The organism is Myxococcus sp. CA040A (assembly GCF_013336725.1).
Taxonomy (GTDB): domain Bacteria; phylum Myxococcota; class Myxococcia; order Myxococcales; family Myxococcaceae; genus Myxococcus; species Myxococcus llanfairpwllgwyngyllgogerychwyrndrobwllllantysiliogogogochensis.
In genome coordinates this window covers 799,851-813,252 of the sequence record NZ_JABUMR010000002.1, presented here as the reverse complement: position 1 = coordinate 813,252, position 13,402 = coordinate 799,851, and the positions used below count along the sequence as shown (strand labels likewise).

The following is a 13,402-nucleotide window of genomic DNA, read 5'->3' as shown; positions in this document are numbered from 1 at the left end:
TCACCCGCCGCACCCAGCGCGTCGCTGCTTCCCGGAAGCTCCAGCGCTCCCTCAACCCCCTGAAATTCCTGACACTTCCGTGCCCCATCCGCGCCAGCGCGCGGCGCGGAGCGCATTGACACCCTGCGTTGCCGCATGCTACCTACCGGTCGGTAGGTCGTAGATCTGAAAAACTTACAGTCCATCGAGACGAGGGACATGTGACGACGAGCGGACGGAAGCCGGATGAAGGCGAGCGCTACAAGGCCATCCTGGAGACGGCGGCGCGGCTCATCTGTGATCGCGGTTACGAAGGCACCTCGATGCAGGAGATCGCCGCCGCGTGCCGGATGACGAAGGCGGGGCTCTACCACCACATCCAGAACAAGGAGCAGCTGCTCTTCGCCATCATGAACTACGGGATGGACCTGTTCGAGGAGCAGGTCCTCTCGCGTGTTCAGGACATCGTCGACCCGGTGGATCGGCTGCGCGCGTGCATGCGCCACAACATCCTGCTGGTGACGCGCGGGTGGAGCAAGGAGGTCATCATCATCCTCCACGAGCACGCCACGCTCACCGGTGAGGCGCGCGCGTTCATCGACAACCGCAAGAAGCGCTACGTCGACTTCCTGGAGGAAGCCTTCTCGCAGGCCGCGCAGCAGGGGCGCATCCGTCCCGTCGACCCGACCATCGGAGCGTTCTCGTTCCTGGGCATGGTGCTGTGGGTCTACAAGTGGTTCAAGCCCGACGGGCGGCTGACGGACGAGCAGATCGCCGACGGCATGGTGGACCTCCTCTTCCCGCCCATCGTCGCCGCCGCGGTCGACGGCCAGCCCGGGGTCTCCTCGCTGCGCGTGGTGCCTCGCGCCGCCTCGGGCTCCGGCTCCGGAACGGAGGAGCCGTGAAGACCGCTCGCTGGTGTTCGCTGGAAGAAGCCGTCGCGTCGATTCCCGACGGCGCATCACTGGCCACGGGTGGATTCATGCTCGGCCGCGCGCCCATGGCGCTGGTGATGGAGCTCATCGCCCAGGAGCGTCGCGGGCTGAGCCTCATCTCGCTGCCCAACCCGCTGCCCGCCGAGTTCCTCGTCGCGGGCGGCTGTCTGGCCCACCTGGACATCGCGTTCGGTGCGCTGAGCCTCGAGGGCCGCGTGCGGCCCATGCCCTGTATCAAGCGGGCGATTGAACAGAACACCCTCTCCTGGCGCGAGCACGACGGCTATCGAGTCGTCCAGCGGCTGCGCGCGGCCTCCATGGGGCTGCCCTTCATCCCCGCGCCGGACTCGGACGTCTCTGGCCTGGCGCAGGCGGAGCCGCCGCGCACCGTGGTGGACCCGTTCACCGGCCAGAGTGTCCCGGTGGAGCCGGCGTACTTCCCGGACGTCGCCCTCATCCACGCGCGAGCCGCCGACGAGCGCGGCAACCTCTTCATCGAGGACCCCACCACGGACCTGCTCGTCGCGGGCGCGGCGCGCCGGGTGATTGCCACGGTGGAGGAGCGCGTGAAGCGCCTGCCTCGCGCCACCATCCCTGGCTTCCAGGTGGACCGCATCGTCCTCGCGCAAGGAGGCGCGCTGCCCACCGGCTGCGCCGGACTGTACCCGCACGATGACGACATGCTGGCGCGCTACCTCGCGCTGGCGGAGACGGGCCGTGAGGCGGAGTTCCTCGCCTCGGTGAAGACGCGGAGGGCGGCATGAGCGCCACGGTCGACCCCACGCCGGCGGAGACAGTGGTCTCCCTGCTCGCGCTGCAAATCGAGAACGGCGCCGTGGTGGCCACCGGTGTCGCCTCGCCGCTGGCCATCCTCGCCATCGCGGTGGCTCGCGCCACCCATGCGCCGGACCTGACGTATCTGGCCTGCGTCGGCTCGTTGGACCCGGACATCTCCACGCTGCTGCCCTCCTCCGAGGACCTGGGCTACCTGGAGGGACGCTCGGCGGAGATCACCATCCCTGACTTGTTCGACCACGCGCGGCGCGGGCGGGTGGACACCGTCTTCTTCGGCGCGGCCGAGGTGGATGCCATTGGCCGCACCAACATGACGGCCAGCGGGAGCCTGGAGCGCCCCCGGACGAAGTTCCCCGGTGTGGCGGGCGCGGCGACGCTGCGGCAGTGGGTGCATCGGCCCGTGCTGCTGGTGCCCCGGCAGTCGCGCCGCAACCTGGTGCCGGAAGTCCAGGTGGCGACGACGCAGGACCCGCGCCGCACGGTGCGCCTCATCTCGGACCTGGGTGTCTTCGAGCTGGGCGCCTCGGGCGCGAGACTGACGGCGCGTCACCCGTGGGCGACGGCGGAGGACATCGCCGAGCGCACGGGCTTCGAGTTCACGGTGGAGGAGGCCCTCCCCGTCACCTCGCTGCCGGATGCGCGGACCATCGCCGCCATCCGCGCGCTGGACCCTCGCGGCTTCCGCGAGCAGCTGGTCGGTCGCTGACCCTCGACATCACTCGTTTCTGGAAATGCTCTCGGAGGTATGGAGATGAAGGCCGTCGTTCTGCGCAGTTTCGGTGAAGCGGGCAATCTCAAGATGGAGAACGTCCCGGTGCCCACCCCGGGCCGGGGCGAGGTGCTGCTGAAGGTGCACGCCTGTGGCGTCTGCTACCACGACGTCATCAACCGCCGAGGCAACCTGCCCCGCACCAGCGTCCCCGCGATTCTCGGCCACGAGGCCGCGGGCGAGGTCGTCGCGGTGGGCCCCGACACGCCGGGGTGGAAGACGGGCGACCGCGCGGCGACGCTCCAGCGGCTGTCGTGTGGCGAGTGCGCGCTGTGCCGCAGCGGGCGCAACAGCCTGTGCAAGACGGACAACCGCTTCTTCGGTGAGGAGCTGCCCGGCGGCTACTCGCAGTTCATGGTCGCCCCCGTCGCGGGCCTGGGCCGGGTCCCCTCGTCGCTGCCCTGGACGGAAGCGGCCACGGTCTGCTGCACCACGGGCACGGCCGTCCATACGCTGCGCACGCGAGGCAAGGTGCGCGCGGGCGAGACGGTGCTCATCACCGGCGCCAGCGGGGGCGTGGGCATGTCCGCCGTGCAGCTCGCGAAGCTGGACGGTGCGCGCGTCATCGCCGTCACTTCCGGCGAGGCCAAGGTGCAGCCGCTGCGCGAGGCGGGCGCGGACGAGGTCATCCTCTCGCGCGGGCTGGACTTCGCGTCGGAGGTGAGAAAGCGCACGAAGGGCGCGGGCGTGGACCTGGCGGTGGAGATCGTCGGCAGCGCCACGTTCGACCAGACGATGAAGGCGATGGCGCCGGGTGGCCGGGTCGTCGTCGTGGGCAACCTGGAGTCGGGCATGGTCCAGCTCAACCCGGGGCTCGTCATCGTGAAGGAGCTGGAGATCATCGGCGCCTACGCCACGAACCAGGCGGAGCTGGACGAGGCGCTGCGACTGACGGCCACCGGAGGCGTGCGGCAGTTCGTCACGGACACGGTGCCGCTCGCGGAGGCGGCGCGGGCGCACTTCCGACTGGAGAACCGCGAGGTCGCGGGCCGGCTGGTGTTGGTGCCGCCCGAGGCTTGAGCGGACGAGTCAGCGAACCGAGGTTTGAGGCACGAATTGGAAGCGAGGAGTCCCATGAAGAAACGGGTTGGAATCGAAGCGCTGGCGGTGGCTGTGCCGTCCCGATACGTGGACATCGAGGACCTGGCGCGCGCGCGTGGGGTGGACCCGGCGAAGTTCACCGCGGGCCTGGGCGCCAAGGAGATGGCGGTCACGGACCCGGGCGAGGACACGGTGTCCCTTGCCGCCACGGCGGCGGCTCGGCTCATCCAGCAGCAGGGTGTGGATCCGTCCCGCATCGGCATGCTGGTGGTGGGCACGGAAACGGGCATCGACCACTCGAAGCCGGTGGCGTCGCACGTCCAGGGCCTGCTGAAGCTGCCGCGCACCATGCGCACCTATGACACGCAGCACGCGTGTTACGGCGGGACCGCGGGCCTCATGGCCGCGACGGAGTGGATTGCCTCCGGCGCGGGCGCGGGCAAGGTGGCCATCGTCGTGTGCTCGGACATCGCGCGCTACGGCCTGAACACGGCGGGAGAGCCGACCCAGGGCGGCGGCGCGGTGGCGCTGCTCGTCTCGGAGCAGCCGGACCTGCTCGCGCTGGACGTGGGCCTCAACGGCACGTGCACCATGGACGTCTACGACTTCTGGCGGCCCATCGGCCGACGGGAGGCGCTGGTGGACGGGCACTACTCCATCAACTGCTACCTGGAGGCGCTGTCGGGCGCCTATCGCGGCTGGCGCGAGAAGGCGCTGGAGCACGGGCTGGTGCGCTGGTCGGGCACGCTGCCCGGCGAGCAGCTCGCGCGCATCGCCTACCACGTCCCCTTCTGCAAGATGGCGCGCAAGGCGCACACCCAGCTTCGCCTCTGTGACCTGGAGGACGCGGTGGGTCCGGGGCCCGGCACGCCGGAGGCTCGCGAGGAGGTGGCGAAGTCGGCGGCCAGCTATGACGCGCAGGTGGCCTCGTCGCTGGGGCTCAACTCGCGCATCGGCAACGTGTACACGGCGTCGCTGTACCTGGCGCTTGCGGGCCTGCTCCACCGCGAGGGCGCGCAGCTCGCGTCGCAGCGCATCGGCCTGCTGTCCTACGGCAGCGGCTGCATGGCTGAGTTCTTCTCCGGCGTCGTCGGTGAGAAGGCGGCGGAGAGGATGGCGCGCGCGGACCTGGACGGCGTGCTGGCCCGGCGCGAGCGCGTCTCCATCGAGGAGTACGAGCGGCTGATGAAGCTGCCCTCTGACGCTCCCGAGGCCAAGGCCCCGGCGCCCGGTGCGTTCCGCCTCGCGGAGATTCGCGACCACAAGCGCCTGTATGTCGAGGGCGGCGCGGCCTGACCGTCGTCCCCTGAAGGCCGCCCCGAGGACACCTTGGGGCGGCCGGTCCACGACGCGGTTTCCCGTCGTGGCCCCACGTACGAAGTCAGGGCGTGAGTTCCTCCACGCCTACCGACACGCGCCGGCCCCAATGCCACGCGCCCGCGATGAGGAGGACAGGTGACCTTCAGGGCGTGAACTCCTCCACGCCTCCCGACACGCGCCGGCCTCGGTGCCACACTCCGGCGATGCGGTGGACGTCCCGGATGTCCACCGCCGGGTTTCCCTCCACGAGGATGAAGTCCGCGCGCTTGCCGGCGGCGAGCGTTCCCCGGTCCTGGAGCTTCAGCAGCACGGCCGCATCTCGCGTCGCGTGCGTCAGCGCCGCGAGCGGAGTGAGCCCCGCCTGCACCATCAACTCCAGCTCACGGTGCTCCGCGAAGCCGGGGATGCGCAGCGGCGTCGCCCCCGAGTCCGAGCCGAAGCCGATGGACACCCCGGCCTCATGGAGCGTCTTGAGGTTGCGCAGGTTCATCGCCACCGAGGCCTTGTTCTCGGCCAGGGCCTTGGCATCCCCGAGCGCCTTCGCGCGCCAGGCCGGGTCCGCGAACCAGGCGGCGAGCGCGGGCTGCACGGAGTGCTCAAAGAAGGGCGTCCGCATCCACTCGGGCTGCTCGGCGAAGATGTAGAAGGTCTCATCGAGGCCCAGCGTCGGCACGTACCAGGTCCCTCGCGCCTTCATCTCCCGCACCAACTCCTCGTCCACCGGCCTGTCACGAACCCCGTGCGCGAGGATGTCCACGCCGTCACGCACCAGTCGCTTCGCGTCCTCCAGGTAGTAGACGTGCGCCGCCACGCGGAGCTTCTGTTGATGTGCCTCGTCGATGATGGCGGCGTAGACATCCGGCGCCATCTTCGTGGGCAGGGTGCCGTGAAAGTCATCCACCCAGATCTTCACCAGGGCGGGCCTGCGTGACGCCGTCTCCCGCACCGCCGCCCTCGCCTCTTCCGGAGTTCGCGGTCGGTAGAGCTGATCCTCCCCCACGTTCACCGGAGGAGCCGCTGACGGCACACCCAGCCCCCGGTCCGCGCCCAGGAGGTCCGCGCCTCGGGGCGCTCCCGCATTGAACTCCTCCTGGAGCGAAGGGAAGAGCGCGGTGTTGAACCCCAGCGACGTGACGGTGGTGACGCCGTACACCTCATACTGCCGCGCCTGTCGCGCCACGTTGTCGCGGGTGTAGTGGCCCGAGCCGGACTGCGTCCCATCAACCACACCCAGATGCGCGTGATTGACGACGAGCCCCGGCAACACACTCTTGCCGCGCACGTCGATGACCTGCGCCGAGTCGGGCACCGCGACGTCGCTCGAGGGCCCCACCGCGCGAATCGTCTCTCCCTCGATGACAAGCGTGGCGTCCTCGATGGGCGGACCGCCCTCGCCGTCGATGAGCCTGGCGCCCTTCAAGACGACCACGGAGACGCTCGAAGTGCCCTCGCCTCCTCGCACCGCATCAGACGCCTGACGCGCGCAGGCGAGCATCCCCAGGCATCCAACGAGCCACCATGACCTCAGGCGGAAACGAAGCGTCGACCAGGACACGCGAGCCTCCAGAACGTCAACGGAACCGACGGCCAGAGGTAGCGCGCCCTCGATGACTCCGGTGACGCGGAGTGCATCCGCACCGTGAGGAGCGTTCAGCCCACGACATCGGCGCGAGGCGGCTCCTCCCGCGGGGCGCCTGGGCCCGCTTCGCACTGGACTGACGCTCCTCCTCGGCGAGAGCGCCCTGCATTCTTCCCAGCGGGCCGGAGCAGGTACCGCTACACCTTCGCACCCACCCATCTGACAGGAACCCGCATGACCCAGATGACCTACCGCCGCCTTGGCCGCTCCGGCCTCACCGTCTCCGCCGTGGGATTGGGCTGCAACAACTTTGGCAAGCGCATCGACGCCAAGGGGACTCGCGCCGTCGTCGATGCCGCCATCGACGCGGGCATCACCCTGTTCGATACCTCCGACTCTTATGGCACCTCGGAGGAGCTGCTCGGAGAAGCCCTGGGCACTCGCCGCCGGGACCTCATCCTGGCCACCAAGTTCGGCAGCGACCTGAAGGGCGAGAATGGCGCGGACTGGGGCGCGCGCGGCTCACGCCGCTACATCCGTCGCGCCATCGAACGCTCCCTGCGACGCCTTCGCACGGACTGGATTGACCTCTACCAACTCCACTGGCCCGACCCCGAGACGCCCCTCGAGGAGACGCTGAGCGCGCTGACCGAGCTCGTCCGGGAGGGCAAGGTCCGCTACCTCGGCTCGTCGAACCTCAAGGGCTGGCAGGTGACGGACGCGGAGTGGCTCTCCCGCACGCGTGGCCTCGAGCGCTTCATCAGCGCCCAGAACGAGTACAGCCTGATTGGCCGGGGCGTCGAGGAGGACCTGGTGCCGGCGCTGCAACAACACGGCATCGGTCTGCTCCCCTACTTCCCACTCGCCAGCGGGCTGCTCACAGGCAAGTACAAGCGCGGCGCGGCGGCTCCGGAGAACACCCGCGTGAAGCATTGGAACATGGGCGGGCTGCTCACCGACGCGACGTTCGACGCCGTCGAGCGACTGGAGGCCTTCGCCCGCGAGCGCTCCCTCACCCTGCTCGACGTGGCCATCGGCGGCCTCGCCGCGCGCCCCACCGTGGGCTCCGTCATCGCGGGCGCGACCTCCGCCGAGCAGGTGAAGACCAACGCCCGGGCCGGCGCGTGGAAGCCCACCGCGGAGGACCTCACCGCGCTCGAAGCCATCCTGCCGCGTGGGCGCGGCATCAGCGTCAACGACGTGCTGCGCGGATAGCCCCACGACGAGCGCCCGGACTACAGCTTGATGACCTCGGTCCCCCGCCGGGGCAGGCTCACCCGGAACACGGTGTAGGGGCTCGCGCCCGACTCCACCTCCACCTGACCGTGGTGGGCCTGGATGATCTGCTGGACGATGTAGAGCCCCAGGCCCAGGCCGCCCGTGCGGCCTCGCCGCTGGACACCTCCTCGGAACGGGTCGAAGAGGTGGGCCTGGACGGCCTGCGGAATGACGCCCAGGTTCTTCACCGAGAAGCACACCGCGTCCGCGTTCGTGCCATCCAGCCAGAGCTGCACGGGCGCGCTCGTGTCGCCGTGCTGGAGCGCGTTGCCAATGAGGTTCGACGCCACCTGCGCCAGCCGATCCGCGTCCCAGTCCCCCACCACGTCGCCCTCCTGGAAGACCTCGATGGGCGGCCTGGGCGATGCGGACTGGTGCTCCTGCACCATGCGCGTGACGAGCGCGCCGAAGTCCGTCTCCCCGCGCCGCAAGGGAATGCCCCCAGCGAGCCTGGCGCGCGCGAGGTCCAGCACGTCCTCGATCATCCGCCCCATGCGCTTGCCGCTGGCCAGCATGCGGCCCGCCGTCCTCTGGACGGCCTCGTCCTCGGAGCGACGCTGGAGCAGGTCCGCCGCCGTGAGAATGGCGCTGAGCGGGTTGCGCAGGTCATGCCCGAGCACCGCGGTGAACATCTCGTTGAGCCGCAGCGTCTCCGTGAGCTCGCCGAGCTGACGCGCCAGTTGCTGCTTCTGTCGGTGGAGCTGGAAGAAGACCTCGGCCTTGTTGCGCAGGACCAGCGGCTCCAGCGGCTTGTAGAGGAAGTCGACGGCGCCGGTGTCGTAGCCCTTGAAGAGCCGCCGCTTGTCGCTCGAGCCCGCGGTCACGAAGATGATGGGGATGTGCCGGGTGCGCTCCATGCCCCGCATCAGCTCCGCCAGCTCGAAGCCATCCATCTCCGGCATCTGCACGTCGAGGAACGCCAGCGCCACGTCGTCGTGTTCGAGCAGCAGCTCGAGCGCCGCGGCACCCGAGCGCGCCTGAAGCAGTTCCACGTCGTCGCCGCGCAGCAGCGCGGCGAGCGCGATGAGGTTCTCGTCCAGGTCATCCACGAGCAGACACTTCACCCGCAGCGCCGTATCCACTGGTTCCTTCCCGGGAGCGTTCAACGTCTACCCCTTCTGGAAGATGCGGTCGTCCCGGGAGATCACCGAGAACGCCGTTTCATGCTGAGAGAAACGCAGAGACTCGCGGGCCCCCAGGCCCAGGAACCCCTTGCGACACAGAGAGTCCTTGAACAACCCCAGCGCCCGCTCCTGCAGCTCCCGGTCGAAGTAGATGAGCACGTTGCGACAGGAGAGGAACTGGACCTCCGCGAACACGCTGTCGGTGGCCAGGCTGTGGTCGGAGAACACGACATGTTTCTTGAGGGAGCGGTCGAACACGGCATTCCCATACGCCGCCGTGTAGTAGTCGGAGAGCGAGCTGCGCGCCCCTGACGCGATGTGGTTCTGCGTGAAGGTGGCGATGCGGTCCACCGGATACACACCCGCCTCCGCCTTCTGGAGCGCGCCCGGATTGATGTCCGTCGCGTAGATGAGCGTGCGCTCCAGCAGCCCTTCCTCCCGCAGCAGGATGGCCAGCGAGTACACCTCCTCGCCGGTGCTGCACCCCGCGACCCAGAGCTTGAGGGACGGGTATGTGCCCAGCATCGGAATGACGGACTCGCGCAGCACGCGGTAGTACGACGGGTCCCTGAACATCTCGCTCACCTGCACGGTGAGGTAGTCGAGCAGGGACGGGAAGAGGAGCGGCTCATGCAGCAGCCGGTCCTGGAGCTGCGACAGCGTCCGGCAGCCGAAGTTCTCCGCCGCCAGCAGCAAGCGCCGCTGGAGCGACACCGTGGCGTACTGCCGGAAGTCGTAGTGGTACTTCAGGTAGATGGCGTCGAGCAGGAGCTTCAGCTCGATGTCCAGGGCGTTGGAGTCCATGGTTGAAACGGTGACCTACGCGTTGGGCATCCAGACGCGGATGAGCGAGAGGAGCTTCTCCACGTCCAACGGCTTGGCGATGTAGTCGTTCGCCCCCGCCGCCAGACACTTCTCCTGGTCGTCGCGCATGGCCTTCGCCGTCAGCGCGATGATGGGAAGCTTCTGCCACTCGGTCCGCTTGCGGATCTCCCGCATGGCGGTCAGCCCATCCATCTCCGGCATCATGATGTCCATCAGGACCAGGTCCACGCCTTGTGACGCCTGGGCCAGACTGTTCGCGAGCCGGTCCAGGGCCTCCCTGCCATTCCGGGCGATCTCCACCTTCACGCCCCGAGGCTCCAGCACGCTGGAGAGCGCGAAGATGTTCCGCACGTCGTCCTCCACCACGAGGATGCGCCGCCCATCCAGGGTCGCCTCGCGATCTCTCGCCACCTGCAGCATCCGCTGCCGCTCCAACGGGAGCTTGGACTCCACCTGATGCAGAAACAGGGTGACTTCATCCACGAGCCGCTCGGGCGAACGAGCTCCCTTGATGATGATGGACTTGGAGTAGCGCCGCAGCCGCTGTTCCTCCTCGCGGGTGAGCGAGCGTCCCGTGTAGACGATGACGGGTGGGAAGGAGACCGTCTCCAGCTCCGCCATCTGCTCCAGCAGCTCGTAGCCGCTCAGGTCCGGGAGGTTGAGGTCCATCACCATGCAACCGAAGGTGTTGACCTTCAGCAGCTCCAGGGCCTCCGCCGCCGTGGCCACCCCGTCGATGCGCACGTCCTCGCTCTCGAGCAGCTTCTCGATGCTCTCGCGCTGCCGCGCATCGTCCTCGACGACGAGCACCCGCTGCACGCCCGGGGTCAGCCGCGTCTCCAACTTTCGCACGGCCTCCATGAGCTGCTCGCGCTTCACCGGCTTCAGGGCGTAGCCCACCGCCCCTCGCTCCAGCGCCTCGCGCGAGGCGTCCGTCACCGAGATGACGTGCACGGGGATATGCCGCGTCCGAGGATCTCTCTTGAGCTGGTCCAACACCATCAACCCGGACTGGTCCGGCAGGTTCATGTCCAGCAGGATGGCGCTCGGCTGGTAGGCGACGGCGACCTCATAGGCCGTGCCGCCCCGGTCCGTCGCGACACACAGGAAGCCCAGCTCCCGCGACAGGTCCCTCAGGATCTCCGCGAAATGGGGGTCGTCCTCGACGACGAGGATGAGGCGCGCGCCCGGAACCAGCCGCTCGCGGTCATCCTCGATGGGCGCGGGGAGTGACTTCATCTGCACGTCCGCGAGGACGGGTGCCGGAAGCTGCGCGGCACGCTCGGACGGAGTGGGCGCGAGAGGCAGGGGGCCAGCGGCAGACGCGGCGAGAGCCACCGGCACCGTCAGCGTGAAGGTGCTCCCCTTCCCCGGCTCGCTCTCCACCGACACGTCGCCGCCCAGCAGGCGCGCCAGGTCGCGGGAAATGGACAGCCCCAAGCCCGAGCCACCGTACTTGCGGTGGGTGCTGCCGTCGGCCTGACGGAACGCCTCGAAGATGAGGCCCTGCAGGTGCGCGGGGATGCCGATGCCCGTGTCCCGGACGGCGAAGGCCAGGTGCCCCGGCCCCACGGGCGAGACGTGCAACGACACCTCGCCCTTCTCCGTGAACTTCAGCGCGTTGGCGAGCAGGTTCTTGAGCACCTGCCCCAGCCGCTGCGGGTCCGTCTCCAGCGACTCCGCGCTCCCCGGGTCCACCCGCGTGGAGAAGCCAATCTGCTTCTCGCGGGCCAGCACGTGGAAGGAGCGCGAGATGTTCTCCACGAAGCGCGGGAGGCTGACGACCTCGGGCTCGAGCTCCACCTTGCCCGCCTCGATGCGCGACAGGTCCAGGATGTCGTTGATGAGCGCGAGCAGGTCATTGCCCGCCGAGGTGATGGTCTGCGCGAACTTCACCTGCTCCTCGGTGAGGTTGCCCGTCTTGTTGTCGGCCAGTAGCTTCGCGAGGATGAGCGAGCTGTTGAGCGGCGTGCGCAGCTCGTGGCTCATGTTGGCCAGGAACTCCGACTTGTAGCGGCTGGTGCGCTCCAGCTCCGTCGCCTTCTCCGTCAGCTCCGCCTGCGCCACCGTGAGCGTGTCCCGCTGCCGCTCCAAGAGGTTCGTCTGCGTCTCCAACTGCGCGTTGGTCTGCTCCAGCTCCGCCTGCTGCTGCTCCAGGCGGCTCTGCGAGTCGCGCAGGACGCGGCTCTGCTCCTCGATCTCCTCATTGGAGGCGCGCAGCTCCTCCTGCTGGGCCTGGAGCTCCTCGGACTGTCGCCGCGTCTCCTCCAGCAGTTGCTCCAGGCGCGTGCGGTCATTGGCCGAACGCACCGCCATGCCGACGGACTCCGACACCCGCTGGAGCAGCTCCAGGTCCGACGGATGCACCGGGTGGAGGAAGCCCAGCTCCAGCACCGCGTTCACCCTCCCGTCCACGTGCGTGGGCACCACGAGCAGGTGACGCGGCTTGCCCTGTCCCAGGCTGGAGTTGATGGGCAGGTAGCCCTCGGGGACGTCGCGCAGGTGGAAGACACGGTTCTCCTTGATGGCCTGTCCCACGAGGCCGTTGCCTGGCCGCGCCTGTGCGCTCGGGTCCAGGAAGGAGGGCGGGAGCGCGTAGCCGGCGAAGCGTTGGAAGCTCTCCAGGCTGTCCGCGAGGTAGATGGCACCCACCTGGGCATCCAGGTATTGGGCGAGGAACTGGAGGACCTGGTCCCCGAGCTGGTCCAGCCGAGGGCCCCCTTGCATGCGCGTGGCCAGCAGCGTCTGGCCTTCCTGCATCCAGGCGTGAATGGAGCGCGCCCGGTAGTCCCGCGAGGTCATGAACGCGGAGACACCCACCAGCACCAGCAGCAACGCGGAGCCCAGCCAGGTGACAATCAGTGACGTCGTCGCTGAGCTCTGGAATGCGCCGCTGCGCTCCGCCAGCAACTGCCGCTCCTCGTTCTCCATCTGCTCGACGAGCAGGCGCACCCGGTTCATCAGCTCGATGCCTTCGTTGGTGCGCACCCGCGTGAGCGCGGCCTCGGACTGGCCCGCCGTCTTCAAATCGATGGTCGTCTGGAGTTCGGCGATCTTCGCCTCGACGAGGGGTTTCAAGGCCTCCAGACGCTGAAGCTGGGAGTCGTTGTCGGACACGAGCTGCCGGATTCGCTCGAGCTGCCCGGGGATCGCGCGGCTGGCGCTGGTGTAGGGCTCAAGGTAGGTGCGCTCGCCCGTCAGCAGGAAGCCTCGCTGCCCCGTCTCCGCATCCTTCAACGTGGACAGCAGCGTCTTCATCCGCTCGCTGACCTCCATCGTGTGACGCACCAACTCCGCCGCGCCCGAGTGCGACTCGAGCGAGCGGTAGGACAGGATGGCGATGATGAAGATGGCGAGCGCGGCGACGATGAAACCCGCGAACGTCCCTGGCGGAAGGGGCGGCCCGAAACGCGAAGCGCGCCCGATCTTCACCTCGGTGGGAGACGGAGTCATCGCTCACGTCCTCCGGACAGCAAGGCGCTTCCCGCAGGGGAAACCATCAGACGGACCTGGGGTCCGCACGCACGGCACTGGAGAACACCTGTCATGAAGAGCGCGTCCAAGGCGGGGGGAGCGAGACGCAATGGCGCACCCCTACCATGGGCTCCCAGCACGTTCGTGTCCCCGGAAACGGGCCTCCGTGCACGGTGTCAGTTTCTGTACGTTGCGCGGCCTGCCAGCTCCCGGGGGCCTCGGCCACATCAACGCGGAGTGCTTCTCGACGACGCCTCCGGTGCGGCCAGGCACGCGGCCCCAA

At 68.9% G+C, this 13,402-nt stretch carries 10 protein-coding genes; 6 read left to right on the top strand and 4 right to left on the bottom strand.

Going from position 1 to position 13,402, the window contains the following annotated elements; all coding sequences use genetic code 11:
- Positions 1 to 200 precede the first annotated feature (200 nt).
- From HUA75_RS10020 to HUA75_RS10000, 5 genes are read left to right on the top strand one after another with little or no spacing between them, the layout of a single operon-like run.
- Positions 201 to 884 carry a TetR/AcrR family transcriptional regulator gene (locus tag HUA75_RS10020; RefSeq protein ID WP_141647025.1) on the top strand — a complete coding sequence of 228 codons (684 nt, stop codon included), beginning with the start codon at positions 201 to 203 and terminating at the stop codon, positions 882 to 884.
- Complete coding sequence (locus tag HUA75_RS10015; RefSeq protein ID WP_141647024.1) at positions 881 to 1,678, top strand: CoA transferase subunit A; 798 nt, start codon at positions 881 to 883, stop codon at positions 1,676 to 1,678. The genes HUA75_RS10020 and HUA75_RS10015 overlap by 4 nt, the downstream gene beginning before the upstream one ends.
- Entirely contained in the window at positions 1,675 to 2,415 is a 741-nt protein-coding gene (locus HUA75_RS10010) for a CoA-transferase subunit beta (protein ID WP_174467928.1), read from the top strand. Before HUA75_RS10015 ends, HUA75_RS10010 begins: the two co-directional genes overlap by 4 nt.
- Before the next feature lie 45 nt (positions 2,416 to 2,460).
- Positions 2,461 to 3,498 carry an alcohol dehydrogenase catalytic domain-containing protein gene (locus tag HUA75_RS10005; protein ID WP_141647022.1) on the top strand — a complete coding sequence of 346 codons (1,038 nt, stop codon included), beginning with the start codon at positions 2,461 to 2,463 and terminating at the stop codon, positions 3,496 to 3,498.
- A gap of 54 nt (positions 3,499 to 3,552) precedes the next feature.
- A complete protein-coding gene (locus HUA75_RS10000) occupies positions 3,553 to 4,815 on the top strand; it encodes a hydroxymethylglutaryl-CoA synthase family protein (protein WP_141647021.1) in 1,263 nt (420 codons plus the stop codon).
- A 166-nt stretch (positions 4,816 to 4,981) separates the two neighbouring features.
- Here HUA75_RS10000 and HUA75_RS09995 read toward each other — a convergent pair whose 3' ends face one another.
- On the bottom strand, positions 4,982 to 6,334 hold the full coding sequence (locus HUA75_RS09995; RefSeq protein ID WP_174486236.1) for an amidohydrolase family protein: 1,353 nt from the start codon (positions 6,332 to 6,334) through the stop codon (positions 4,982 to 4,984).
- A 318-nt stretch (positions 6,335 to 6,652) separates the two neighbouring features.
- Between HUA75_RS09995 and HUA75_RS09990 the strand changes: the two genes are divergently transcribed.
- Positions 6,653 to 7,633 (top strand): aldo/keto reductase, encoded by a 981-nt coding sequence (locus HUA75_RS09990; RefSeq protein WP_141647019.1) that lies wholly within the window; start codon positions 6,653 to 6,655, stop codon positions 7,631 to 7,633.
- Positions 7,634 to 7,653: 20 nt separating this feature from the next.
- Here HUA75_RS09990 and HUA75_RS09985 read toward each other — a convergent pair whose 3' ends face one another.
- From HUA75_RS09985 to HUA75_RS09975, 3 genes are read right to left on the bottom strand one after another with little or no spacing between them, the layout of a single operon-like run.
- Positions 7,654 to 8,802: a HAMP domain-containing sensor histidine kinase gene (locus tag HUA75_RS09985; protein ID WP_217446010.1), complete on the bottom strand. Its 1,149-nt coding sequence runs from the start codon at positions 8,800 to 8,802 to the stop codon at positions 7,654 to 7,656.
- Between the two features lie 3 nt (positions 8,803 to 8,805).
- Positions 8,806 to 9,624, bottom strand: a complete 819-nt coding sequence (locus HUA75_RS09980; protein WP_174486235.1) for a protein-glutamate O-methyltransferase CheR — start codon at positions 9,622 to 9,624, stop codon at positions 8,806 to 8,808.
- A 15-nt stretch (positions 9,625 to 9,639) separates the two neighbouring features.
- Positions 9,640 to 13,098 (bottom strand): response regulator, encoded by a 3,459-nt coding sequence (locus tag HUA75_RS09975; protein WP_174486234.1) that lies wholly within the window; start codon positions 13,096 to 13,098, stop codon positions 9,640 to 9,642.
- Positions 13,099 to 13,402 lie beyond the last annotated feature (304 nt).

Excerpts from the sequence above, each read along its gene's own strand:
- HUA75_RS10000 (WP_141647021.1), top strand. The coding sequence starts at position 3,553 with ATGAAGAAACGGGTTGGAATCGAAGCGCTGGCGGTGGCTGTGCCGTCC.
- HUA75_RS09980 (WP_174486235.1), bottom strand. The coding sequence starts at position 9,624 with ATGGACTCCAACGCCCTGGACATCGAGCTGAAGCTCCTGCTCGACGCC.
- HUA75_RS09995 (WP_174486236.1), bottom strand. The coding sequence starts at position 6,334 with ATGCTCGCCTGCGCGCGTCAGGCGTCTGATGCGGTGCGAGGAGGCGAG.
- HUA75_RS09975 (WP_174486234.1), bottom strand. The coding sequence starts at position 13,098 with ATGACTCCGTCTCCCACCGAGGTGAAGATCGGGCGCGCTTCGCGTTTC.
- HUA75_RS10010 (WP_174467928.1), top strand. The coding sequence starts at position 1,675 with ATGAGCGCCACGGTCGACCCCACGCCGGCGGAGACAGTGGTCTCCCTG.
- HUA75_RS09990 (WP_141647019.1), top strand. The coding sequence starts at position 6,653 with ATGACCCAGATGACCTACCGCCGCCTTGGCCGCTCCGGCCTCACCGTC.
- HUA75_RS10005 (WP_141647022.1), top strand. The coding sequence starts at position 2,461 with ATGAAGGCCGTCGTTCTGCGCAGTTTCGGTGAAGCGGGCAATCTCAAG.